The 20,328-nt window shown below is 40.0% G+C and carries 19 protein-coding genes; 10 read left to right on the top strand and 9 right to left on the bottom strand.

The genetic code is table 11. From position 1 onward, the window contains the following. The 8 genes from AAW12_RS26475 to AAW12_RS08310 all read left to right on the top strand — a co-directional run. A partial coding sequence (locus AAW12_RS26475) for a hypothetical protein (protein WP_046673149.1) occupies nt 1–634 on the top strand: 634 nt, incomplete at its 5' end. A 65-nt stretch (nt 635–699) separates the two neighbouring features. Then, nucleotides 700–1,443: a DeoR/GlpR family DNA-binding transcription regulator gene (locus tag AAW12_RS08340; RefSeq protein ID WP_046673148.1), complete on the top strand. Its 744-nt coding sequence runs from the start codon at nt 700–702 to the stop codon at nt 1,441–1,443. A 23-nt stretch (nt 1,444–1,466) separates the two neighbouring features. Beyond that, nucleotides 1,467–2,927 carry a lipopolysaccharide biosynthesis protein gene (locus tag AAW12_RS08335; RefSeq protein ID WP_046673147.1) on the top strand — a complete coding sequence of 487 codons (1,461 nt, stop codon included), beginning with the start codon at nt 1,467–1,469 and terminating at the stop codon, nt 2,925–2,927. Further along, nucleotides 2,928–3,800, top strand: coding sequence for a glycosyltransferase family 2 protein (locus AAW12_RS08330; protein ID WP_046673146.1), 873 nt, complete (start codon nt 2,928–2,930; stop codon nt 3,798–3,800). A 3-nt stretch (nt 3,801–3,803) separates the two neighbouring features. After that, nucleotides 3,804–4,718 carry a glycosyltransferase gene (locus AAW12_RS08325; protein WP_046673145.1) on the top strand — a complete coding sequence of 305 codons (915 nt, stop codon included), beginning with the start codon at nt 3,804–3,806 and terminating at the stop codon, nt 4,716–4,718. 5 nt (nt 4,719–4,723) lie between these two features. Next, nucleotides 4,724–5,479 (top strand): glycosyltransferase family 2 protein, encoded by a 756-nt coding sequence (locus tag AAW12_RS08320; RefSeq protein WP_046673144.1) that lies wholly within the window; start codon nt 4,724–4,726, stop codon nt 5,477–5,479. Next, nucleotides 5,479–5,694, top strand: a complete 216-nt coding sequence (locus AAW12_RS08315) for a DUF3820 family protein (protein WP_046673143.1) — start codon at nt 5,479–5,481, stop codon at nt 5,692–5,694. Before AAW12_RS08320 ends, AAW12_RS08315 begins: the two co-directional genes overlap by 1 nt. A gap of 95 nt (nt 5,695–5,789) precedes the next feature. After that, on the top strand, nt 5,790–6,776 hold the full coding sequence (locus AAW12_RS08310) for a rhodanese-related sulfurtransferase (RefSeq protein WP_046673166.1): 987 nt from the start codon (nt 5,790–5,792) through the stop codon (nt 6,774–6,776). A gap of 128 nt (nt 6,777–6,904) precedes the next feature. Here the strand turns inward: AAW12_RS08310 and AAW12_RS08305 are convergent, their stop codons facing one another. From AAW12_RS08305 to trmB, 5 genes are all read right to left on the bottom strand, one after another. Next, the gene (locus AAW12_RS08305) at nt 6,905–7,612 is read right to left on the bottom strand and encodes a DUF937 domain-containing protein (protein WP_046673142.1); all 708 of its coding nucleotides are present in this window, start codon (nt 7,610–7,612) and stop codon (nt 6,905–6,907) included. Nucleotides 7,613–7,735: 123 nt separating this feature from the next. Next, nucleotides 7,736–9,262 carry a DUF5689 domain-containing protein gene (locus AAW12_RS08300; protein WP_046673141.1) on the bottom strand — a complete coding sequence of 509 codons (1,527 nt, stop codon included), beginning with the start codon at nt 9,260–9,262 and terminating at the stop codon, nt 7,736–7,738. A gap of 31 nt (nt 9,263–9,293) precedes the next feature. Continuing rightward, nucleotides 9,294–10,829 (bottom strand): SusD/RagB family nutrient-binding outer membrane lipoprotein, encoded by a 1,536-nt coding sequence (locus AAW12_RS08295; RefSeq protein WP_046673140.1) that lies wholly within the window; start codon nt 10,827–10,829, stop codon nt 9,294–9,296. An 11-nt stretch (nt 10,830–10,840) separates the two neighbouring features. Continuing rightward, nucleotides 10,841–14,107 (bottom strand): SusC/RagA family TonB-linked outer membrane protein, encoded by a 3,267-nt coding sequence (locus tag AAW12_RS08290; protein WP_231585232.1) that lies wholly within the window; start codon nt 14,105–14,107, stop codon nt 10,841–10,843. Nucleotides 14,108–14,745: 638 nt separating this feature from the next. Continuing rightward, nucleotides 14,746–15,402, bottom strand: coding sequence for a tRNA (guanosine(46)-N7)-methyltransferase TrmB (gene trmB / locus AAW12_RS08285; protein ID WP_046673139.1), 657 nt, complete (start codon nt 15,400–15,402; stop codon nt 14,746–14,748). Nucleotides 15,403–15,603: 201 nt separating this feature from the next. Between trmB and AAW12_RS08280 the strand changes: the two genes are divergently transcribed. Further along, a complete protein-coding gene (locus AAW12_RS08280) occupies nt 15,604–16,545 on the top strand; it encodes a GDP-L-fucose synthase family protein (protein WP_046673138.1) in 942 nt (313 codons plus the stop codon). Nucleotides 16,546–16,561: 16 nt separating this feature from the next. Here AAW12_RS08280 and AAW12_RS08275 read toward each other — a convergent pair whose 3' ends face one another. The 3 genes from AAW12_RS08275 to AAW12_RS08265 all read right to left on the bottom strand — a co-directional run bounded on the left by AAW12_RS08275 (nt 16,562) and on the right by AAW12_RS08265 (nt 17,928). Then, on the bottom strand, nt 16,562–17,065 hold the full coding sequence (locus AAW12_RS08275; protein WP_046673137.1) for a hypothetical protein: 504 nt from the start codon (nt 17,063–17,065) through the stop codon (nt 16,562–16,564). Next, a complete protein-coding gene (locus tag AAW12_RS08270) occupies nt 17,055–17,474 on the bottom strand; it encodes a phage holin family protein (protein ID WP_046673136.1) in 420 nt (139 codons plus the stop codon). Before AAW12_RS08270 ends, AAW12_RS08275 begins: the two co-directional genes overlap by 11 nt. Nucleotides 17,475–17,658: 184 nt before the next feature. Beyond that, complete coding sequence (locus AAW12_RS08265) at nt 17,659–17,928, bottom strand: YtxH domain-containing protein (protein WP_046673135.1); 270 nt, start codon at nt 17,926–17,928, stop codon at nt 17,659–17,661. Nucleotides 17,929–18,162: 234 nt separating this feature from the next. Between AAW12_RS08265 and AAW12_RS08260 the strand changes: the two genes are divergently transcribed. After that, a complete protein-coding gene (locus AAW12_RS08260) occupies nt 18,163–19,707 on the top strand; it encodes a YifB family Mg chelatase-like AAA ATPase (protein WP_046673134.1) in 1,545 nt (514 codons plus the stop codon). Here AAW12_RS08260 and AAW12_RS08255 read toward each other — a convergent pair. Beyond that, nucleotides 19,704–20,327: a rhomboid family intramembrane serine protease gene (locus AAW12_RS08255; protein WP_046673133.1), complete on the bottom strand. Its 624-nt coding sequence runs from the start codon at nt 20,325–20,327 to the stop codon at nt 19,704–19,706. The genes AAW12_RS08260 and AAW12_RS08255 overlap by 4 nt on opposite strands. Nucleotide 20,328: the final 1 nt, after the last annotated feature.

Below are 20,328 nucleotides of genomic sequence, written 5' to 3'. Positions count from 1 at the left end.
AACAACATCGGCTCCAAAACCGACAGGCTTCAAACCGAGGTTCAAGGCCGGATTAACAAAAGCTCCTGACGCAGCGGCAAGCACTCCTGCATCCGATGAAACGACCGACGAAGCATCGACATCGGCTCCAAAACCAACAGGCTTCAAACCTAGGTTCAAGGCTGGAGTAACCAAAGCTCCTGACGCAGCGGCAAGCACTTCTGCATCCGACGAAACGACTGATGAGGCGACAACATCCGCTCCAAAACCTACGGGCTTCAAACCTAGGTTTAAAGCCGGAGTAACCAAAACAGAAACTGCTGAACAAACACAGCTGCCCGATACGAAAGACGAAATCAAATTAGATGCGAGCGTAAAGGCTGAACCTGAAAACAACAGCACCGAAACACAGGAACCTGCTGCCAGTAAACCAACGGGCTTCAAACCGAGGTTCAAGGCCGGAGTAACCAAAACAGAAACTGCTGAACAGACACAGCTGCCCGATACGAAAGACGAAATTAAGTTAGATGCGAGCGTAAAGGCTGAACCTGAAAACAATAGCACCGAAACACCGGAACCTGCTGCCAGCAAGCCTACGGGCTTCAAACCGAGGTTCAAAGCTGGCCTAACAAAAATTGATAAAAAGGAAGAATAATTTTCACTACATTTAGACTGATTTCTCAATTAATTTTAAAATTCCGATTAAAAACCAAAAGACCAATGTTAAAGGAAGAAAGACAAGCATTCATCATACATCAGATCAACCTACATAATAAAGTTTTATCCTCAGACCTCAGTGTTCAGCTGAATGTGTCTGAAGATACAATTAGACGTGACTTGAACGAACTTGCTGAGAATGGTAAAGTTCTAAAAGTCTATGGTGGAGCATTATCAAAATCATTTCAGTTCCCTTTTCAGGATGGGAACGTTTATGCCAAAGAGGCAAAAAAAGAAATTGCAAAAAAAGCAAGCACTTTAATCTCTAATGGTATGACCGTTTTAGTCGGCGGCGGGACAACCTTAATTGAATTAGCAAGAACAATACCCGATCACCTGCAGTGTACGTTTTTCACCATAAGTCCGCTAGTTGCATTAGAATTGGCCGAAAAGCCAAATCTTGAAGTCATCCTTGTTGGTGGTAAGCTTTCACGCAATACAAACATTGTTTCTGGTGCCCAGGTAGCTAATGAACTGGCCGATCTTAAAGTCGATCTTTGTTTGTTGGGAACAAATTCTCTTTCCGTAGAAGATGGGGTGACCGATTCAGACTGGGAAGTGGTGCAAATCAAACGTGCGATGATTAAATGCTCAAAAAAAGTAGCTATTCTGAGCATTGCGGAAAAACTTAATTCAGTTCAAAAAATGAAAGTAGTTCCGTTACGTGATATTTCCTATTTGATTACCGATGTCAATCCAACTGATGTTTCCCTAAAAGAATTTGCGAATACAATTGCAATACTTTAATATTGCCGCTCATTTAATTTAGCATGTCATCGCAAACGAAAAATGACTCTTTAAAATCAAAAACAACAAAAGGACTGCTATGGGGTGGTATGGCCAGTATCATCCAGCAGTTTTTGGGCTTCGGCTTCGGCATCCTTCTAAACCGTAAGCTAACAGCAGAAGACTATGGTTTAGTCGCTATGATCACCATCTTTTCTGTTCTCGCTTCTGCGTTCCAAGAAAGTGGATTTGTGTATGGGATTGTCAATAAAAAAGATGTTGAACATAAAGATTATAACGCGGTATTCTGGACAAGTGTAGGGATTGGAACATTTATTTATATCGTTCTATTTTTTGCAGCTCCTCTTATCGCCTTATACTATAATCAGCCAGTACTTGTAGAACTAAGCAGATTTACCTTTTTATCCTTTTGGTTAGGTAGCTTTGGTATTGCACACAATGCTTACCTCTTCCGAAATTTAAAAATCAAAGAAAGGGTCATCACAGGCACCTTTGCTCTTATCGCATCAAATATAGTTGGCGTTTATTTAGCCTATAAGGACTATGCCTATTGGGCATACGCGATCCAAATTGTCTCCTATAGTGGTTTCAATATGCTCGGATTCTGGTATTTTTCCAAATTCAGGCCTACTTTCCAGTTCGATTTTAAACCTATTCGTGACATTTTAGGATTTAGCAGCAAAATACTGGTCACCAATATTTTTATCAATATCAACAAAAATATATATGCAGCGATCTTAGGCCGGCATTATACCGCTGAAGAACTGGGGTATACCGTGAATCCAAATCGTTGGAGCATCATGGCCCAAAATATATTGACCAATATGGTCAATAACGTGACACAGCCTATTTTAAAGGAAATAGAAGATGATAAGGATAGACAAGTTCGGGTTTTTCGCAAACTGATTTCCTTTACAGCCTTTTTAGCCTTTCCAATGTTATTGGGTTTAACCACGGTAGCACAAGATTTTATTACTATTGCGATCACCGACAAATGGGCGAAAAGCGCTATTTTTCTTCAAATATTCTGTATCGGCGCCGCATTTGATTCTGTAAGCAATGTTTTCTCCAACTTAATCATTAGCAAGGGGAAACCTGAAGTTTACATGCGTAATATCATCGTTTTTGGTCTGCTCCAAATTGCCATCCTATTTTTCGGCAAATCATTAGGCCTAGAATTGCTCATTGGATTGACCTCGGCATTAAATGCCCTCTGGATATTCGTTTGGTACATATCAGCCAAACCTTATATGAACTATTCATTTCGTTATCTGCTAACAGATATTTTTGCTTATGCACTATTGGCAGCGATAAGCTGCTTAGCAGCACATTATGCCACCGCAGCCATCGCCAACCTCTATCTTCGGTTTGCAAGTACAATTGGAATTGCAGTATGCAGTTATATCATCGTAAATAGAATCTTTAAACCCAGTATTTTGTTGGAATTGTACCACTATTTCCTAACAGTTATCCGAAAAAAATAGATGGCCAGGATTCTCACCATAATCGTCTCTTATAATTTTGAGCCTTGGATTCACAAGTGCTTACCCAGCTTATTGGATTCGAGCTACCCAACAGATATTTTAGTTGTAGACAACAATTCGTCAGACAACACAACACAGATCATAAAAGAAACGTATCCAACAATACGACTGATAGAAAGTTCCGAAAATTTAGGTTTTGGAAAGGCTAACAACATTGGACTTGACATTGTTTTGAAAGAAGAGTATGATTATGCATTTTTGGTCAATCAGGACGCCTGGCTGGATCGGGACTGTATTGCCAACTTATTGAAGGTCAACGCAGACAATATCGGAATTATCTCTCCTATTCACTACGATGGAACCGAAACAACACTGGACTACGGTTTTGCTGTCTATACAAAAAATGCTATAATCGAAAATTCTAATCGAATTTGCACGTTCGTCAATGCTGCATTTTGGTTTATCCCCAATCCGGTGATCCGAAAAGTCGGTGGTTTCGCACCGATCTTTTTTCATTATGGAGAAGATAAAGATTATGCCAACCGCATCAAGTACTACAGATTAAACATTGTTCTCGCTGAAGGAGCCAAAGCCTACCACGATAGGCAACAACGTAAAATAGACCGCAAGGCCTTTCTGAAAAGCGAATTTGTCTATCATTTGACAGAATATTGCAATATCAATTATACTTTTGTAAAAGCTTTTTCCATGGCAATATTGGCAAGTCTAAAGAAAATGGCGTCTTCATTTTTTAAAGGTCATACTTTTGAAGCAAAAAGCTACTTAAACATTGCTTTTAGATTGCTGGGCAAAACAGGAGCCGTTTACCGTACCCGTATGACCAACAAAAAAGTATTCAACAAAATCTATTGATAAATGAACAATATTGCTCCCGTCATACTTTTTGTGTACAATCGTCCTGATCATACAATAAAAACACTCTCAGCTTTAGAAAATAATAAACTAGCAGACCAGACCACGCTATACATCTATTCGGATGCTGCAAAAAACGAAAAATCTGTTCCCGCCGTTACTGAAGTCCGAAAGATTATCAATAAGTCCTGGAACTTCAAAGAGGTTATTATTGTCGAACGAACAGAAAACTGGGGTTTAGCGGCCAATGTGATCGATGGTGTTACAAAAGTGGTCAATGCCCATGGAAAGATTATTGTTTTGGAAGACGATCTGGAAACTGCGGTGTTTGCACTAGACTATTTCAATCAGGCACTGGAGCGCTATAAAGATCAAGATCGGGTCATGGAGATCAGCGGTTATGGCTATCCGTTAAAAGATTTAAATAAACTGCCAGAAACCTTCTTTTTTCGGGTCGCCAATAGTTGGGGCTGGGCAACCTGGGACCGCGCCTGGCAACATTTCAATCCTAATATCGATGAACTTGTATCGGATTTTACGGACGAGCAGATACACCAATTCAGTATCGAGGGAAAAGAAAACTTTTGGAAACAAGTGCAGGAATTTAAAGCGGGAAAGATCAACTCTTGGGCCATACGCTGGTATGCTTCTGTATTCAAAAAAAATGGGTTAGTTTTGTATCCAAGGAATTCGATGACGCAAAATATTGGTAACGATGGTTCGGGTACACATACCGCTGCAGAAGCTACATATCAGGTTACACTAGCGGAAAGTCCTGTACGGTATTTTCCGACGGAAATTTCAGAAAACAAGCAAGCTTATGAAGCCATCAAGTATTTCTACGCCCATCGGAAAGGATCTTTACTCGACCGTGGCATCCGATTCCTGAAGAAGAAAATAAATAAATTCAATACATAAAAAACATGTCTGCTCATCCTAAATTTTCGATTATAACTGTCGTTTACAACAATGTGCGTGACATAGAACACACCCTAAAATCTGTTGTCAATCAGAGCTATGATCATATAGAGTATATTGTCATTGATGGACAATCAACCGACGGAACGTTAGAGATCATCCAAAAATACAAGGATAAAATCGCCGTCATCCTCTCCGAAAAGGATAAGGGTATCTATGATGCCATGAATAAGGGTTTAGCCTTAGCAACAGGCGATTATGTTCTTTTTTTAAATTCTGGAGACGAGATCTATGATCTGAATAGCATTGAGAACCTCGCCAAACTGAGCGATAACGCAGATATTCTTTACGGCGAAACAATCCTCGTGGACGACAATCGGAATATTATTGGTGAACGGAGGCATAAGGTTCCGGCTCATTTCGACTGGAAAAGCTTTCGCTATGGCATGAATATATGCCATCAGGCGATCTACATCAAGCGGGAAATCGCCGAGCCCTACGATCTAAATTATAAATTATGCGCTGATATTGACTGGGTTATTCGTTGTGCCAAAAAGGCAAAAAAAACGGTCAATGCGCAGCAATATGTTGCCCGGTATCTTGTTGGCGGAATGTCAAAACAAAGACATCAGGAATCCTTGAAAGAGCGCTTTGCGATATTCAAACGGTACTATGGAGCCATTCCCAATTTATTCAATCATGGCATCATTGCGCTAAAAGCGATTTGGTACCGTCTTAATTATGGAAAACCTCAAGACTAATGTTGAATCCTGAAATTTTAACCGAGCTTGTTACAGTCAAGATGCCATTTGGCAAATACCAGGGATACACCTTATGTAATCTTCCTGAGCCCTATCTTGTGTGGTATAACCAAAAAGGCTTTCCAAAGGGAAAACTAGGCCAGCAGTTAGCGACACTCTATGAAATAAAGCTTAATGGCTTGGAATACCTCCTCGAACCTTTGAAGAAAAGGTGACGAGAGTCATTTTATTCCACTTATTATTTTTCGTAGCTTTGCAGTAAATTTATTTTTAGCATTAAACGCCGTTTGCAGCGGTATCAATGAATATCATGACACAATATCAAACTTTGCTGTACTATTGTTACAGCCCTATCGAGGATGCCGAAAAATTCGCATCAGATCATTTAGAATTTTGTAAATCACTGGACTTAGTCGGCCGTATCATTGTAGCTGATGAAGGTCTTAATGGAACTGTTTCGGGTACTGTAGAATCCTGTAAAAGCTATATGGATGCCATTTATGCCGATGGTCGTTTCAATAAAACAGAGTTCAAAATTGACGATGTAGATGAACCATCATTCATTAAAATGCATTGTCGCTACAAAGCCGAAATCGTTCACTCTGGTTTGAGAGATCCAAAAGAAATTGATCCCAACCGTCAAACCGGTGTGCACCTTGAACCGAAAGATTTCTTGGCCATGAAAGACCAAGAGGATGTGGTCGTATTGGATGTACGCTCAAATTACGAGCACAATGTTGGTCATTTTAAAAATGCTGTTACCCTAGATATTGACAATTTCCGCGAGTTCCCGGAGAAAATCAAAGAGCTCGAACAATATAAAGGAAAAAAAATATTAACGTACTGCACAGGCGGTATCAAATGTGAGAAGGCATCTGCTCTCTTGTTAAAAGAAGGCTTCGAGGATGTTTATCAGTTACATGGCGGCATTATTAAATATGGAAAGGAAGCCGGTGGTGAAGATTTTGAAGGTCAATGCTACGTCTTTGACAATCGCGTTACTGTCGATGTAAATTCTGTCAACCCATCCGTGGTATCAACTTGTTTTAACTGTGGCAAGCAAACCACCAAAATGATCAACTGCGCCAACCCAACTTGTAATGAACATTTCACACAATGTGATGAGTGCGGCTGGGAGATGGATGGATGCTGTTCACCAGCATGTAAGGAAAATCCCAATAAACGTGAATATGACGGAACAGGATATTATGTCAAGGTACCTCAACCCGTCAATATTGACAAAATCAGCAAAAGAAAACATAAAAATTTTCCACCGAAAGTATCGGCCGAAGATTAATACAAATTGAACAAACAGAAAGCGGTCGGAAGTGTAGAACTTCCGACCGCTTCCTGTTTAGGATCTGCACCATCTTAGCTTAATCCCATACTAGCTTTTTATCAAGACGAATAATAGCCTAACAAAGTTTACTTGCCAAACATACCGGCGATTGAATCAAGAATATTGCCCTTCGCCTGCCCATCATTATTTTTATCAAAAAAACTGCCTGCCAATCCGCCCAACATGTCGGTAACACTACCTCCCGATGTCGGTTGCTCAGTTGCTTGCGCTTGTTCTTCTTGGCTACCGCCTAAAAAAGAGCCTAATATACCACCCAACATACCGCCACCTGCATTTTGTTGTGTTCCACCACCAAGTACAGAGCCGATCAGATCACCAATCCCACCGCCGCTTGAAGCCTGCTTTTGTTGCCCTAGATACCCCATTACGATAGGTGCAAGTGTGGCCAGTACCCCCGTCACCTGAGAAGAACTCAAGCCTGCTTTATCCGCTATATGCTGTGTCACGACTTCGGTATTTTGGCCGAACATATGGTTGACAATTTTATTACCGTCTTCAGAAACATTTTGCGCACTGCCCTGTTCTGCTCCCCCCTGCCCAAAGAAATCTCCAATTTTGTCGAGTATCCCGCTATTGCTATGCTGGTCAATAGCCTTATCAATATTTTCAGCCTGCCCTTTGTTTTTCGCATTGTAATTCAATGCTGCAATCATCAAAGGAACTGCCGCTGCTACAATCCACTTGGCTTTAGATTCACTGACACCAGTAATTTTTGAAATAGTCTCTATCGCTTTAGAGCCTACTCCACCTGTAACTAAATCTGTTAAGTTCATAAGTCTTCGTTTATAGTTATATAATGAAGATAATAAAAATATGTTTTAGCTTTACCAATTTTTGGAGAATGACATGCTTCTATAGAATAAATAAAGGGGCTGTAGCCCCTTTATTTATACAACCTATTGTTCAATTTTCGTTGACAACTCATTTTCGATTTCACTCAGCGTGGAAGCCTTGGTCATCTCGATGTTATTTTGAGATCGAGCAGAAGTCCATCGTGCTAACGATGTGTTGTATACCCCACCCAAACTAACAAAATAACCTACGTCAGCCGTATTGTATTTTAAGAAGATCGTATTGGTTCCCGCCATAAAAAATGGCTGTGACTTCAAGGATAGGGGATCGATGACATCATAAAAGTCATTATTTGTAATACGATATCCCCTCGTTCCATCGGTCAATGCTCCGCCGCCCGAAATATACATCACATCCACCGGTTTTGTTGCTTCTGTCACTGCAGTCGTATTAAATACTGCAATGCCAAATGCATTACCACTATTAGCCATTAGCCCACCAGTTTTAGTTCCAATACCGTCGAAACCATCTTTTGCAACATAGTCATAATTTACCACCCATTTTGCATTCGAAATATCTGTTGAACTCGATCCATTAATTAATTTATATTTTCCACCTACATAGAAATACTGGCCTTTTGTAACAGTGCCAGAAGTAATGTTCAGTTTATACGTTCGCATTCCTCCTGTCGCCCAACCTTTTGCAGGGATACCAGTTGGTGTAGAAGCATTCGCATTGTTACTAACAATGACAGCATAAGGCGTTTTTGAAAAGTCTATATCTTCAATTGCTAAAAGCTGAACATATTCATAATTTCCATCCCCACCTTTTACATCGCTGGCAAAACCAGAAATAGCCACAGAGGTATGTTCAATTACCGAGCTCAATTCCTGAATATCCGATTCTTTACGCAAGACCTCATAAGGAATGAGCTTTCCCTCGGAATCCTGTTTATTAAAGATCACACCAAAATAATTAGCCAAAACACTTAAATTCCTTTTAGCAAACTTTGCCGATGATTTGGTCTCCAAATTTAAATTACCGAATCCATCATTCAGAATTTTCTGCCCCTCTAAAATATCCCCAGCAGCAGGCAAAGGATTAAAACCGCCCTTTACAATTGCAACCAACGTACTTTCATATTTATCTGGATTTGCCAAAATATCTTTCGCAGTCACGCGATTATTGGGAATCGGCCTATCCGAAGCAATCTTTACGATATTTGATTCGGCAATGTTTTTTAACTGCAGAATACCATTTTCCCGCGTCAACTCACTGCCCACGATATTGATTTCCAAGGAATCTCCTATGACATAATTTTCTGCCGCCTTTCCCAAGGGTATGGTAATACCACGTAGCTGGCGTAAGCGTCTACGATCTTGGATGACCAGGTATCCATCCGGAAAATTTCCCTCGCGATGGTCCGAAACAACGACTCCAGCAATTGTTGTAGATCCGTCCAAATTATCTTGATTGATTTGTACAGGCTGTCCCTTGTAAATGTTTCTGACGTCGAAAATACCGATATAAGAACTAACCATCCCGCCAGGATAATTTCCGTCTTTGCTGCAAGAACCAAGAACAAACGCGCCCATGAATCCCGCTATTATATAAAAAATATATTTTTTCATTATCTACGCATTAAAATTATAAAACCCATTATCATCTCTGCCACCACACTTTCGTATTAATCTCATCAGCCCCTTGCTGTGCGATAGCTAGTTTATAGTTTGTAGGGTTTGCCGATTGGACATAAATTGGATACTTCAAGCGGGCAGGCATCTCGCCTCCATTTTTTAAACCAGTTCCCTTTGGCAACAAAGGGTAACCTGTCCTCCGAAATTCAAACCATTGCTGGCAGTCTACAAATAAGAGGGCATAATATTTTTGTAGATGAATCATTTCCATCTTTTTCTCGAAACTGTTGTTATCATCCCAATTTATATCGCCATTATTTAAATATTCTTCAATAGGCTCGGCATAGGTTGGAAGCCAGGTCGTAATACCTTTCATAACACCATCTTTGTAAAGGTCGCCGACCTTATCTGCATAGAATCCTTTTAATGCCAGTTCTGCTTTAATAAACTGCAATTCCGAACAATTCATGATCATTCCTGTCAATGGCTCGTTCATCATGGTTTTCACAGGAATATTATTCACGGTTTGATCATAAGAATAAAAATAGGACTGACGTTCCCAACCCTCGCCAGGAGCATAACCACTTGGAATACCAACGAAATTTCCACTGACCGGTGCAATTCCCAAACGATTTACACCGTTTGAACCATAGGTCGGAATGTTAATTCGTGGATCGTTCCAGGCAACCAAATGATCAATAAAAAAATTTGCTAAAGATGCTTGACGAAAGTCCTGTGCTCTCACCTCCATAAATGGAGAAATCAAGGGAGACATGCCCGTCCAACGTAGGATAGCAGAATCGTCATTACTTGACATAATGGGATAGAAAGATGCATTATTCACTAAAATGTCATTAATTTTTGAGCGAACCAATGTCGCAACTGCTGGATCAGTCTGCCCGGAAGCTCTTAACAATAATCGTAAAAATAACGAGTTTCCAAACTTACGCCATCTGCTGACATTTCCATTGTAAATCGGATCATATTCCCCTTTGATTGCCGTGTTTTTTGATAATAATACATTGGCAGAATCTAACTTATTAAAGAAATCCAGATAAATTTCCTTTTGTGTATCGAACTTAGGCTCCAGGATATCTTCACCCAATCCTCTTAATGCTTCTGTATAAGGAATATCGCCATAGGTATCGGTCAGGATAGAAAATCCCCAAGTTTGCATGATTAAAGATATTCCACGATAAGATGCATTATCATTGAGTCCTCCATCAGCCAATCTGTAAATTTCTTTTACATTTTTCAGCTCGGGATACATGGAATTCCAAGGTCCGTCAGAGACGGTATTACGTATATCATAACGGAACACACGGTATTCTCCATCACTGATATTAACCGTGACCTGCATCAGCTCATTATTTAATGAGCGATTACGAGACATATTGGACGCAACAAGATCCCTAAATGCAGGCTGCATTAATTGATACGGATAAGCGTTTACACTGTTATTTGGATTTGTATTAATTTCTTCAAAATTTTTATCGCAAGATTGCAAAAACATTGCAACGGCAATTAGGACCATCCCTATAAAATTGAACGATTGTTTCATTGTCTATATTGTTAAAAGCCTACAACTAAGTTAAAACCGTACGTCCTTGTAGAAGGAAATTGAGCAATTTCAAATCCTTTGACAATGTCAGTCCCCGACAACGTACCAAATTCTGGATCAAAGTTTGGCCAGTTTGACCAAATCACAAGATTTCTTCCATAAACACCAACTGAAGCTTTTTGTAATTTCAAGCGGCTAACAAAAGCTTTGGAAAAGGAGTAATCAAATCGAGCTTCCCTAAATTTGATAAAGTTTGTAGAAAAGGTACTTCCCTCAGCATTATCCTGCCCATAATGAGAACGGTAATATTCATCAACATTTGTTGCAATGACATCATTTTTGCGATAGGTACCGTCGGGATTTTGAACAACACCATTCCCAATAATTCCACTATAACGTCCAGGAAGCGTATTTTTAGTTTTTCCTTGCTCTGCCAATTTATAATGTGTCAAGGAATGTGCTACCCCACCAAATTGTGCATCAAATAATAAGTTTAACCGGAAACCTTTATATCTAAATTCATTGCCCAAACTTACTTTTCCCTTAGGGATCGTATTCCCTAAGTAAACCACATCATCAGTCAATAAAGCAACACCGGTTTTACTATCATAAATAATTTGTCCATCCGGAGATCTTCTATAACCAATACCGTATAGATCGCCCATTGAACCACCTACTTTCGCCACCAACTGACCACCTGCCACAGGTCCGGTCTGAAGAATCATAGACGAATCTGCCAACGACATAATTTTATTCTGATTCATGGAGAATGTCGCGAATACTTTCCAATTAAATCCATCTTTATTTTTAATTGGTGTGCCATCCATGGCCAACTCTATCCCTCTATTTCTAACCTCCCCTGCATTGACAACTTTCTGCCGACCACCAGTCGAAGCATCTATCGTCCTTTTTAGCTGTTGATTTCTTGTATTACTCTGATAAACAGCAAGGTCAAAACCAAATCTATCCTTAAACATACGCACCTCTGTACCAAACTCGATAGATTGTGTACGTAAGGGCTGTAAGTAAGGATTTACAATTAATGTTGGTACTTGTAACCCGCCAGGATATTGACCACCTGCATTTTCATAAGAAAAATCAATAGTATATGGATCATCGCCACCACTTCCTACACCTGAAATCGAGCCTCTCAATTTTGCATAATTAATTGCCTTGGGCAATTTCCATAATTCTGAAGCGATTAAGCTTGCATTTAACGACGGATAAGTAAAATATTTTTTCTTATCTGGTGCCATTGCAGATGCCAATGTACTTGCCCAGTCAATACGATAAGTCCCGTCTACATACAAGAAATTCTTATAAGCTGCTGTAAATAGTCCATACAGGCCATTCCTCTGCACATGACTTTTATAAGGTAAGTTAAGAATAGGCCCTTTTGCATTAGCCATGACATACACCCCAGGATAAGTCAGCGAATCTGCACGCATTTCATCTTTATGATAACGGTTATCATTTGTGCTACCACCGATAGTCCCCGTCACTTTCCAGTCTTTGTTTATCTCCGTTTCATATTTCAATAAGAAATCCAAATTGGTTTCCCGCGACGAAATAGATTGAGTTCGATAACTACCATATGGCATTTTCGCACCTGCATCATATGGTCTTTTTTGCTCTCTATTCTCGTAAGCCATATCCAAAGAGCTTCGTAACATCAGATTCCAATGTTTATTAAACTGATAGCTCGCTTGAACATTTCCCGTGACCCCATGGCGATCGGTACCATTTATAAACTCCCGAGATATGGCATACGGATTTTCAGGATAAGAAGAAAATGGGTATTTGATCTTCTGCCCTTCAGCTCCTTGCACCCAATAATCTTTCAACCAATTCATATCAGCATTGGGCTGCCAAAAAATGAACCAATACATCAGCGACTGATTTCCATATCCAGCTCCTGGTAAATTATCAGACCATTTATTTGTATAATTTACCTTAGCATTGATCTGTAGTTTGTCGCTCACTTTTGAATTAACCGACAATGCAACCGTATTTCTTTTGTAACCCGTATTTGGCACGATCCAAGTATTGTTTACATTGGTTGCAGAAAACCGCGCTGATGTTTTATCCGTTCCCCCATCTATACTGACTGAGTTAGTGAATGTTTTTCCGACATCAAAGAAAGACTTCAAATTATTATAAGGACGCCAAAGGGTACGTTCCGTACCCACTGTTTGCGTAACCGGATCATATTGATAAAAATATTGGCCGTCAAATTTCGGTCCATAGGCTGAACTTGTTCCCGATGTACTTGCGCCGTCCTCCGTTGTACCATAAGAGTAATAATCCGCACCGTCAAGCCCCTGTCCATATTCATACTGTAAATCGGGCATTCGATTAATGGCTTCTAGCGAGGTATTTGAATTTACCGTAACTCCAATGCCTTTTTTACCTTTTGCTCCAGATTTGGTCGTAATCATAATAGCCCCATTGGCACCCCGTTGACCATACAACGCCGCTGCACTGGCCCCTTTTAGAACCGTTATATTTTCAATGTCTTCAGGATTAAGATCATCTATGCCAGACCCATAGTCTGCCGGCATATTGTCTGATCCTGTACCATAAGCACTTTCTCCCGAATTTGCCGTCTTACGTCCGCTCCCTTCATTCACAACGACACCATCCACGACGATCAATGCCCCAGGATCGCCGTTTAAATTCGTTTCGCCTCTTAAAATAATCTTAGTCGACCCCGTAGGACCAGCATTTGAACGCATTAGGTTCAAGCCTGCCACTTTACCCGACAATGCGTCACTCCAGTTATTGGATAGTGCATCAGTCAACTGTTCTCCTTTTACAACCGTGGTGGCATACCCTAATTCTCGTTCTTGTCTTTTAATCCCCAATGCAGTGACAACAACTTCCTCAAGTGCTTCAGATGTTGGATTTAAACCAATGTGAACATTTGTTTGCGCAGCATCGTATGCCCTTGTTTGAGCCTCATATCCGATCATCTGAAAACGGACTTTCCCCCCAGCTTCGATATCTACCTCAAAATTACCATTTCGATCCGTAGAACCCTTCGTCACCCCACCTGAAAGTATCGATACTGAAGCCAATGGCTCCTTGGTTTTATTATCTACAACTTTTCCTTTGATTTTAATCTTCCCCTGATTAAAATAATGAAAAACGCCGTGGCCCCGTTCTAATGGAACCGCTGCCCCAGCTACATCCATATTGCAGGCAATTGCTAAGGCCACAAATAGCACTTTCGAGGAGGAGTGCCTTAGATTAATTTGGATAGGGTTAATACTAAACATAGTTATTGGTGTAAATTGTTAATTTTCAATTTGGCACAAAAATATATCCCTAACAAAAAGTTTGCTTTAACTTAATGTTTTCTTTTTGTTAACAATTATTTCGAATAGCATTTCCTTTAGGCACACTATTACTGTTTCAATCTTTAGTAAAATGCTTTGAAGCCCACTATGAAGGGATTATCACGCATTAGGCACACTATAAAGTGCTCTTTCTTTTGGTTATTTTTTATTTTCCAAATCGAAAATAATTAATAATATCTAAAAAACGAAATAAATCGAAATTATTTAAAACCGCACATCAGAACACACAACACAGGAGTCAAGTGAACCTAAAGGACATATAAAATTACTGCAACTGTAGGGAAGAAGGTATTCCAAGAAAGTTTTAAGCAAATTTCTCAGCTGCTTTTAGCAGCTATTAGGACTTCTCACCAATATATATACTACAATATGCAAACAATACAGAAAGCATGGGACAACCTTCATGTATAATACGAAAAAATAGATTCCACCAAGGGGCGCAGCTGCCAATAAGGCTTAAAATCGAGCGATCAGGCCTTTAGATCCACACCCCCGGAAGAAAAAAAAAGAGCCCAAACGAAAGTTTGGGCTCTTTATTACAATAGAAGCGTTAAGGCTTAAGCCTTCTCGAAACTCCACTTCACATAATTAATATTCTTGTCATGTGCCAAATACTTCCGTTCGTAGTATGTCTTGATGGATAAAACATTATCCACTAAGTCCGAATGGTAAAGATCTGTCGTTTCTTTATATTTTTTCAGATTCTGTAGATCAATCTGCTCCAATGTATAGGCATAAAAACCATCATTATCTGTTTTCAGATTCATCATTCCTTCAGGCTTCATAATGACTTTATAACGATCCAAAAACTTTGGCCCGGTCAATCGTTTCTTTTCACGGCTATCTTGTGGTTGCGGATCCGGAAAGGTAATCCAGATTTCATCAATTTCATTTTCAGCAAAATGTTCAAGAATAGTCTCAATTTGTATCCGAAGAAAAGCAACATTCCGAATTCCATCCTCCAAAGCTGTTTTGGCTCCCCGCCAAATACGATTACCCTTAAAATCGATACCGATGAAATTTTTCTCCGGAAACAATCTCGCTAGATTAACAGTATACTCACCTTTACCACAAGCAAGCTCCAAAACAATCGGATTAGTATTACCAAATTGCTTCTCAGCCCATTTTCCTTTATATTCTTTGCCTGCGTCGAGTTGGATTACATTTTCAAAAGTAGCAACTTCAGCAAATTTACGTAGTTTGTCCTTTCCCATTTTTTAATAAATATCCCGCAAAAATAACCTTATATTCCCGCTAAAAAAAATAAATCTGAGAGACAGCACCAATACCGGCAATTACAGAACAATCCGACGTCCGATAGCATACACAGTAATCCATAAATTGCATCCACACGGGCGAATTATATTGCATATAAAAAGCAATTTATCTAAGTTTGCAGGAATCAATAACTTATCGTGGAGAAAGACGCTAAAATTTATATAGCAGGCCATCGTGGAATGGTCGGATCGGCAATTCATCGCAAATTATCGGAGCTTGGATACAATAACATTGTCACACGCACATCTTCGGAATTAGATTTGCGCAACCAGCAAGCGGTCGCTGATTTTTTCGATCAGGAAAAACCGGACTATGTTTTCTTAGCCGCAGCCAAAGTTGGCGGGATCATGGCGAACAACACCTATCGCGCTGATTTTATATACGAGAATATGGCTATACAAAATAACGTCATCAAATCTTCCTACGATAATAAGGTTAAAAAATTAATGTTCTTAGGCTCAAGCTGTATCTATCCAAAAATGGCTCCACAGCCTTTGAATGAAGATATGCTACTCACGGGCACACTGGAGCCTACAAATGAGCCCTACGCAATTGCTAAAATCGCGGGAATAAAAATGGCAGAAGCCTTTCGGGATCAGTATGGATGCAATTATATCTCCGTTATGCCAACAAATCTTTACGGAATTAACGACAACTACCATCCGCAAAATTCACATGTCTTACCGGCCTTGATCAGAAGATTTCATGAAGCTAAAATCAATCAGCTCCCTGAAGTTATGATCTGGGGAACAGGGACCCCCTTACGGGAATTTCTTTTTTCGGATGACCTGGCAGATGCCTGCGTTTTCTTAATGAATAATTATGACGAGAAACAATTTGTCAACATTGGCATTGGCGAAGACATAAGCATTAAAGAACTTGCCGAATTGATTAAAGACGTCATCGGTTACCAGGGAGCTATTTCCTTCGATAGTTCCAAACCTGACGGAACGCCGCGAAAACTCATGGATGTCTCAAAACTACATGCGCTGGGCTGGAAACATCGAGTTAACCTCCGGGAAGGCATTCAACTAGCTTATGCGGATTTTTTAAAGAAAGAAGCAAACGCTTCCGAATAAATCCAACACGATTGCATTAGTAAGTCTCGCTATAGGAAGGAATGCCGTACTCGTTAACCTCATCCTTGATAACTACATTTTCCGCTTGGGCAGCTTTATTTTTCTTCTTTTTCTTGGGACGAATAAAGCTTGTTAATTTACCAATGAGACTGGTGATTTTATCTTGATTGATCTGGCCGACAGCACGCTCTGATAACAGCAACATCAGCGCTTTCTTTAAAACGCCCGTATTTTTTAGGAACAACCTATTCATAACAAAGGGCACGCCGATACGTAAGGTCTTCGTTAGCCAATCGGAATCTGGATTGCTACTTTTCGCAAACAACTGCTGGACGATATTTACCCCCGGTATATTATCTTTTAAGGTATTGAAGAAACGAATCGGAGCCTCTATTTTATTGTTGAGCAAGGTAAATTGAGCCTTAAGATAAGATTCTTGTTCGTTTTTTAATGTCTTTAAACGGGAAATCTCAGCTTTAAGTTCCTGCAGATTACGTATTTTAGTCTGTTTATTGTTCATTTGTAACCCTTTCTCTGTCAAGTTTTTCCTTGTGCAATTCTTCCTCCTCTTCCTCGATCTCGTCATTCCATTTCGCTAAAAAACGGCGGATTGACAGATCCATAAATTTGGATTCCAGCATAGGCTCAAAAACCCGTATTAAGATGATAATCACTAAAAAGATACCTGCTGTCGCCAAAAAGCCCAGTGAATAGCTTCCCAATAGCTCCCCGAGCCAAAAACCCAGTGCCAAGCACAAAAAAAACAGAACGAACAACGTGAAAATCAACTTTGTCGCATCAACAACAAGGCTAGCGATCAATCTGGACGACCGTTCGATTGTCTTTAATTTGACAAGCTTAAACTGAGAGTCAACATACTCTTTGGTTTTTTGAAACGTACCGCTAAGTGAAAATTTTTCTTCTTCCATGCATCTAAAATTTATTCAGGCTATTTCAACCGCTAGCTTAAAAAACGAAAACGCTGCATCCTAGGATGCCAACACAAATCCACTCTCTACGCATAAGGAGTAAATAGTTCGTCAGACAGCTATCCCTAGAAATAGCCTGATAATATGTATTCTACACCAATTATTCCAATGAATAATCTGCGGATTATGCATGTTCGATGATATCATCATCTAGCACTTCTTCGCTCTGATTTAATTTCCCTTTCAATGTAGAAACAATCTTCTCTTTAAAGTCATTCAGTTGATCGAACTGTTCTTCCGCTCTTTCACGAATAGCATCACTCAAATCGCTTAATGAATCATTGATTTTATCTCTCGTATCCGACCCCTTGTCTGGAGCAAATAAAACTCCCAAAGCTGCACCTGCAGCAAGACCCGCTAACAACGCCAAAGCTACTTTACTTGTGTCATTCATTTCTTTTTCGTTTTAATTTCTAATTCTATTACGATGAAACTAGTCCTCGTGTATAATACAATTAACAGAGCAAATCGTTTGCCAAATGCGGCATTTAATCCATTATTTACGAGAAACTATATCTTCCAATATAATCATTTTTTAATAAATTTTGATTGACTTTCAATAATTCACCAAACAATTATTAACCCTTTGGGATTTTTAGTATCTTTAAATCAACCCATTATAAAAATTATGCTAAATAAAACCTATTGCAGTGCTGTTTATGGGATTAATGCCTGCACAATTACCGTTGAGGTAATCGTGTCTACAGGCCTGCATTATTATATCGTAGGATTGCCTGACAATGCCGTAAAAGAAAGCTTAAGACGTGTCGAAAGTGCCATTACTTCCTGTCAACTTCACATGCCACGCCAAAAGATTGTTGTCAACTTGGCACCCGCAGACCTCCGTAAGGAAGGCTCCAGCTATGACTTGTCAATCGCAATCGGCATACTCGCATCCTCCGGACAAATGGCAAATGAGCTTTTGGCCGATTATCTCATTTTAGGCGAACTATCATTAGATGGAAGCATTAAGCCTATACGCGGTATTTTACCCATTACTTTACAAGCCTTGAAGGAAGGCTTTAAAGGGATTATTTTACCACAAGAGAATGCAAGGGAAGCCGCTATTGTTTCGGGAATCGATATTATAGGTGTAGAAAACCTCAGCCAAGTTGTTGACTTCCTAAACCATAGGATAAATATTGACCCCACAAAAATTGATATTCAAAGTTTCTTTAAGAGCAATACAAATCATTATGATGTCGATTTTTCGGATGTTCAAGGACAGGAGAATATTAAAAGAGCCCTTGAAATTGCAGCTGCGGGCGGCCATAACCTCATTTTAATAGGTCCCCCCGGCGCAGGAAAAACGATGTTGGCAAAAAGATTACCGACGATCCTCCCACCCCTCAATATGACTGAATCTTTAGAAACCACCAAAATACACTCTGTATCTGGAAATCTGAAAACCAAAGAGTCGCTCTTGACTGCACGGCCATTTCGTTCTCCCCATCATACCATATCGGACGTCGCCATGGTAGGTGGAGGCTCCAATCCGCTCCCAGGTGAAATCTCACTGGCACATCATGGCGTGTTGTTTCTTGATGAGTTACCGGAATTCAAACGTACTGTATTGGAAGTCATGCGCCAACCTCTTGAATCACGACAGATTACCATATCAAGGGCAAAACTCACGGTGGATTATCCGGCGAGTTTCATGCTCGTTGCCGCCATGAACCCCTGTCCCTGCGGCTATTTCAATCACCCCGAAAAGGAATGTATATGTGGCAGTAACACGGTACAACGTTATTTAAGTAAAATATCGGGACCTCTTTTAGACCGTATCGATCTGCATATTGAGGTGACACCTGTACTATTTGACCAACTGAGTACAACACATAAAGCCGAAGACAGCCTCACTGTGCGAAGTCGGGTCATTCAGACACGCGAAATTCAAAAGGAACGGTTCGATTCTTTGCCAGACATCCATTGTAATGCCCAGATGAGTACACAATTGACCCGAGAAATATGTCAGGTTGATGAGCACGGAAAGAAGTTACTTAAAACGGCGATTGAACGCCTCAGCCTATCCGCAAGAGCATACGATCGAATACTCAAGGTTGCTCGTACAATCGCTGATATGGAGCTGAGTAAAAACATCGAGAACCATCATCTTGCTGAAGCGATCCAATACAGAAATTTAGACCGGGAAACCTGGGGCGGAAAATTCTAAAACTGCGCCAAACAATGCTTAATAACCCAAGGGAAACAGATAATCGTCAAGATCAGACCTGACAATGCACCAAAGAAATGGGCATCATGGTTTATACCATCTTGTCCTTTTTTCGATGCCCATATGCAATAGCCCAAAAATAAGAACGCAAACAGGTAAGCCGGCATAGGTATAATCATCATCACACCAATGGTCACTTTCGGGTCGAAAAGAATATAACTGAACAAGACCGCACAGATCGCTCCAGAAGCGCCCAAACTATAATAACCGGGGCTATTCTTCTGTTGGATGATCGTCGGTATATCGCTCAAGATTAAACTACCGATATAGATCACCGCAAATAAAATATGACCATATGGACTCGCCTCTGCAAGTATACGCTCCAAACCAAATGCAAAATAGTAGAAGGTAAGCATATTAAACAGTAAATGCCCCCAATCTTTATGGACAAAACCACTGGTAAGGATAGTATATACTTTTCGATTACGCGCGATACTATACGGATGCAACATCAGCTTGCCGTAAAGTTGTTCATGTGAAAATGTATAGATACTGGTAGCGAGTGTAAAAAAGAAAATAATACTCGCAACAGGCATTTCAGTTAGATAATACAATAGCATA

The sequence above is a fragment of the Sphingobacterium sp. Ag1 genome (assembly GCF_000988325.1).
Lineage (GTDB): Bacteria > Bacteroidota > Bacteroidia > Sphingobacteriales > Sphingobacteriaceae > Sphingobacterium.
The sequence above is the reverse complement of the archived record's forward strand: the minus strand, read 5'-3'. Positions and strand labels throughout refer to the sequence as shown.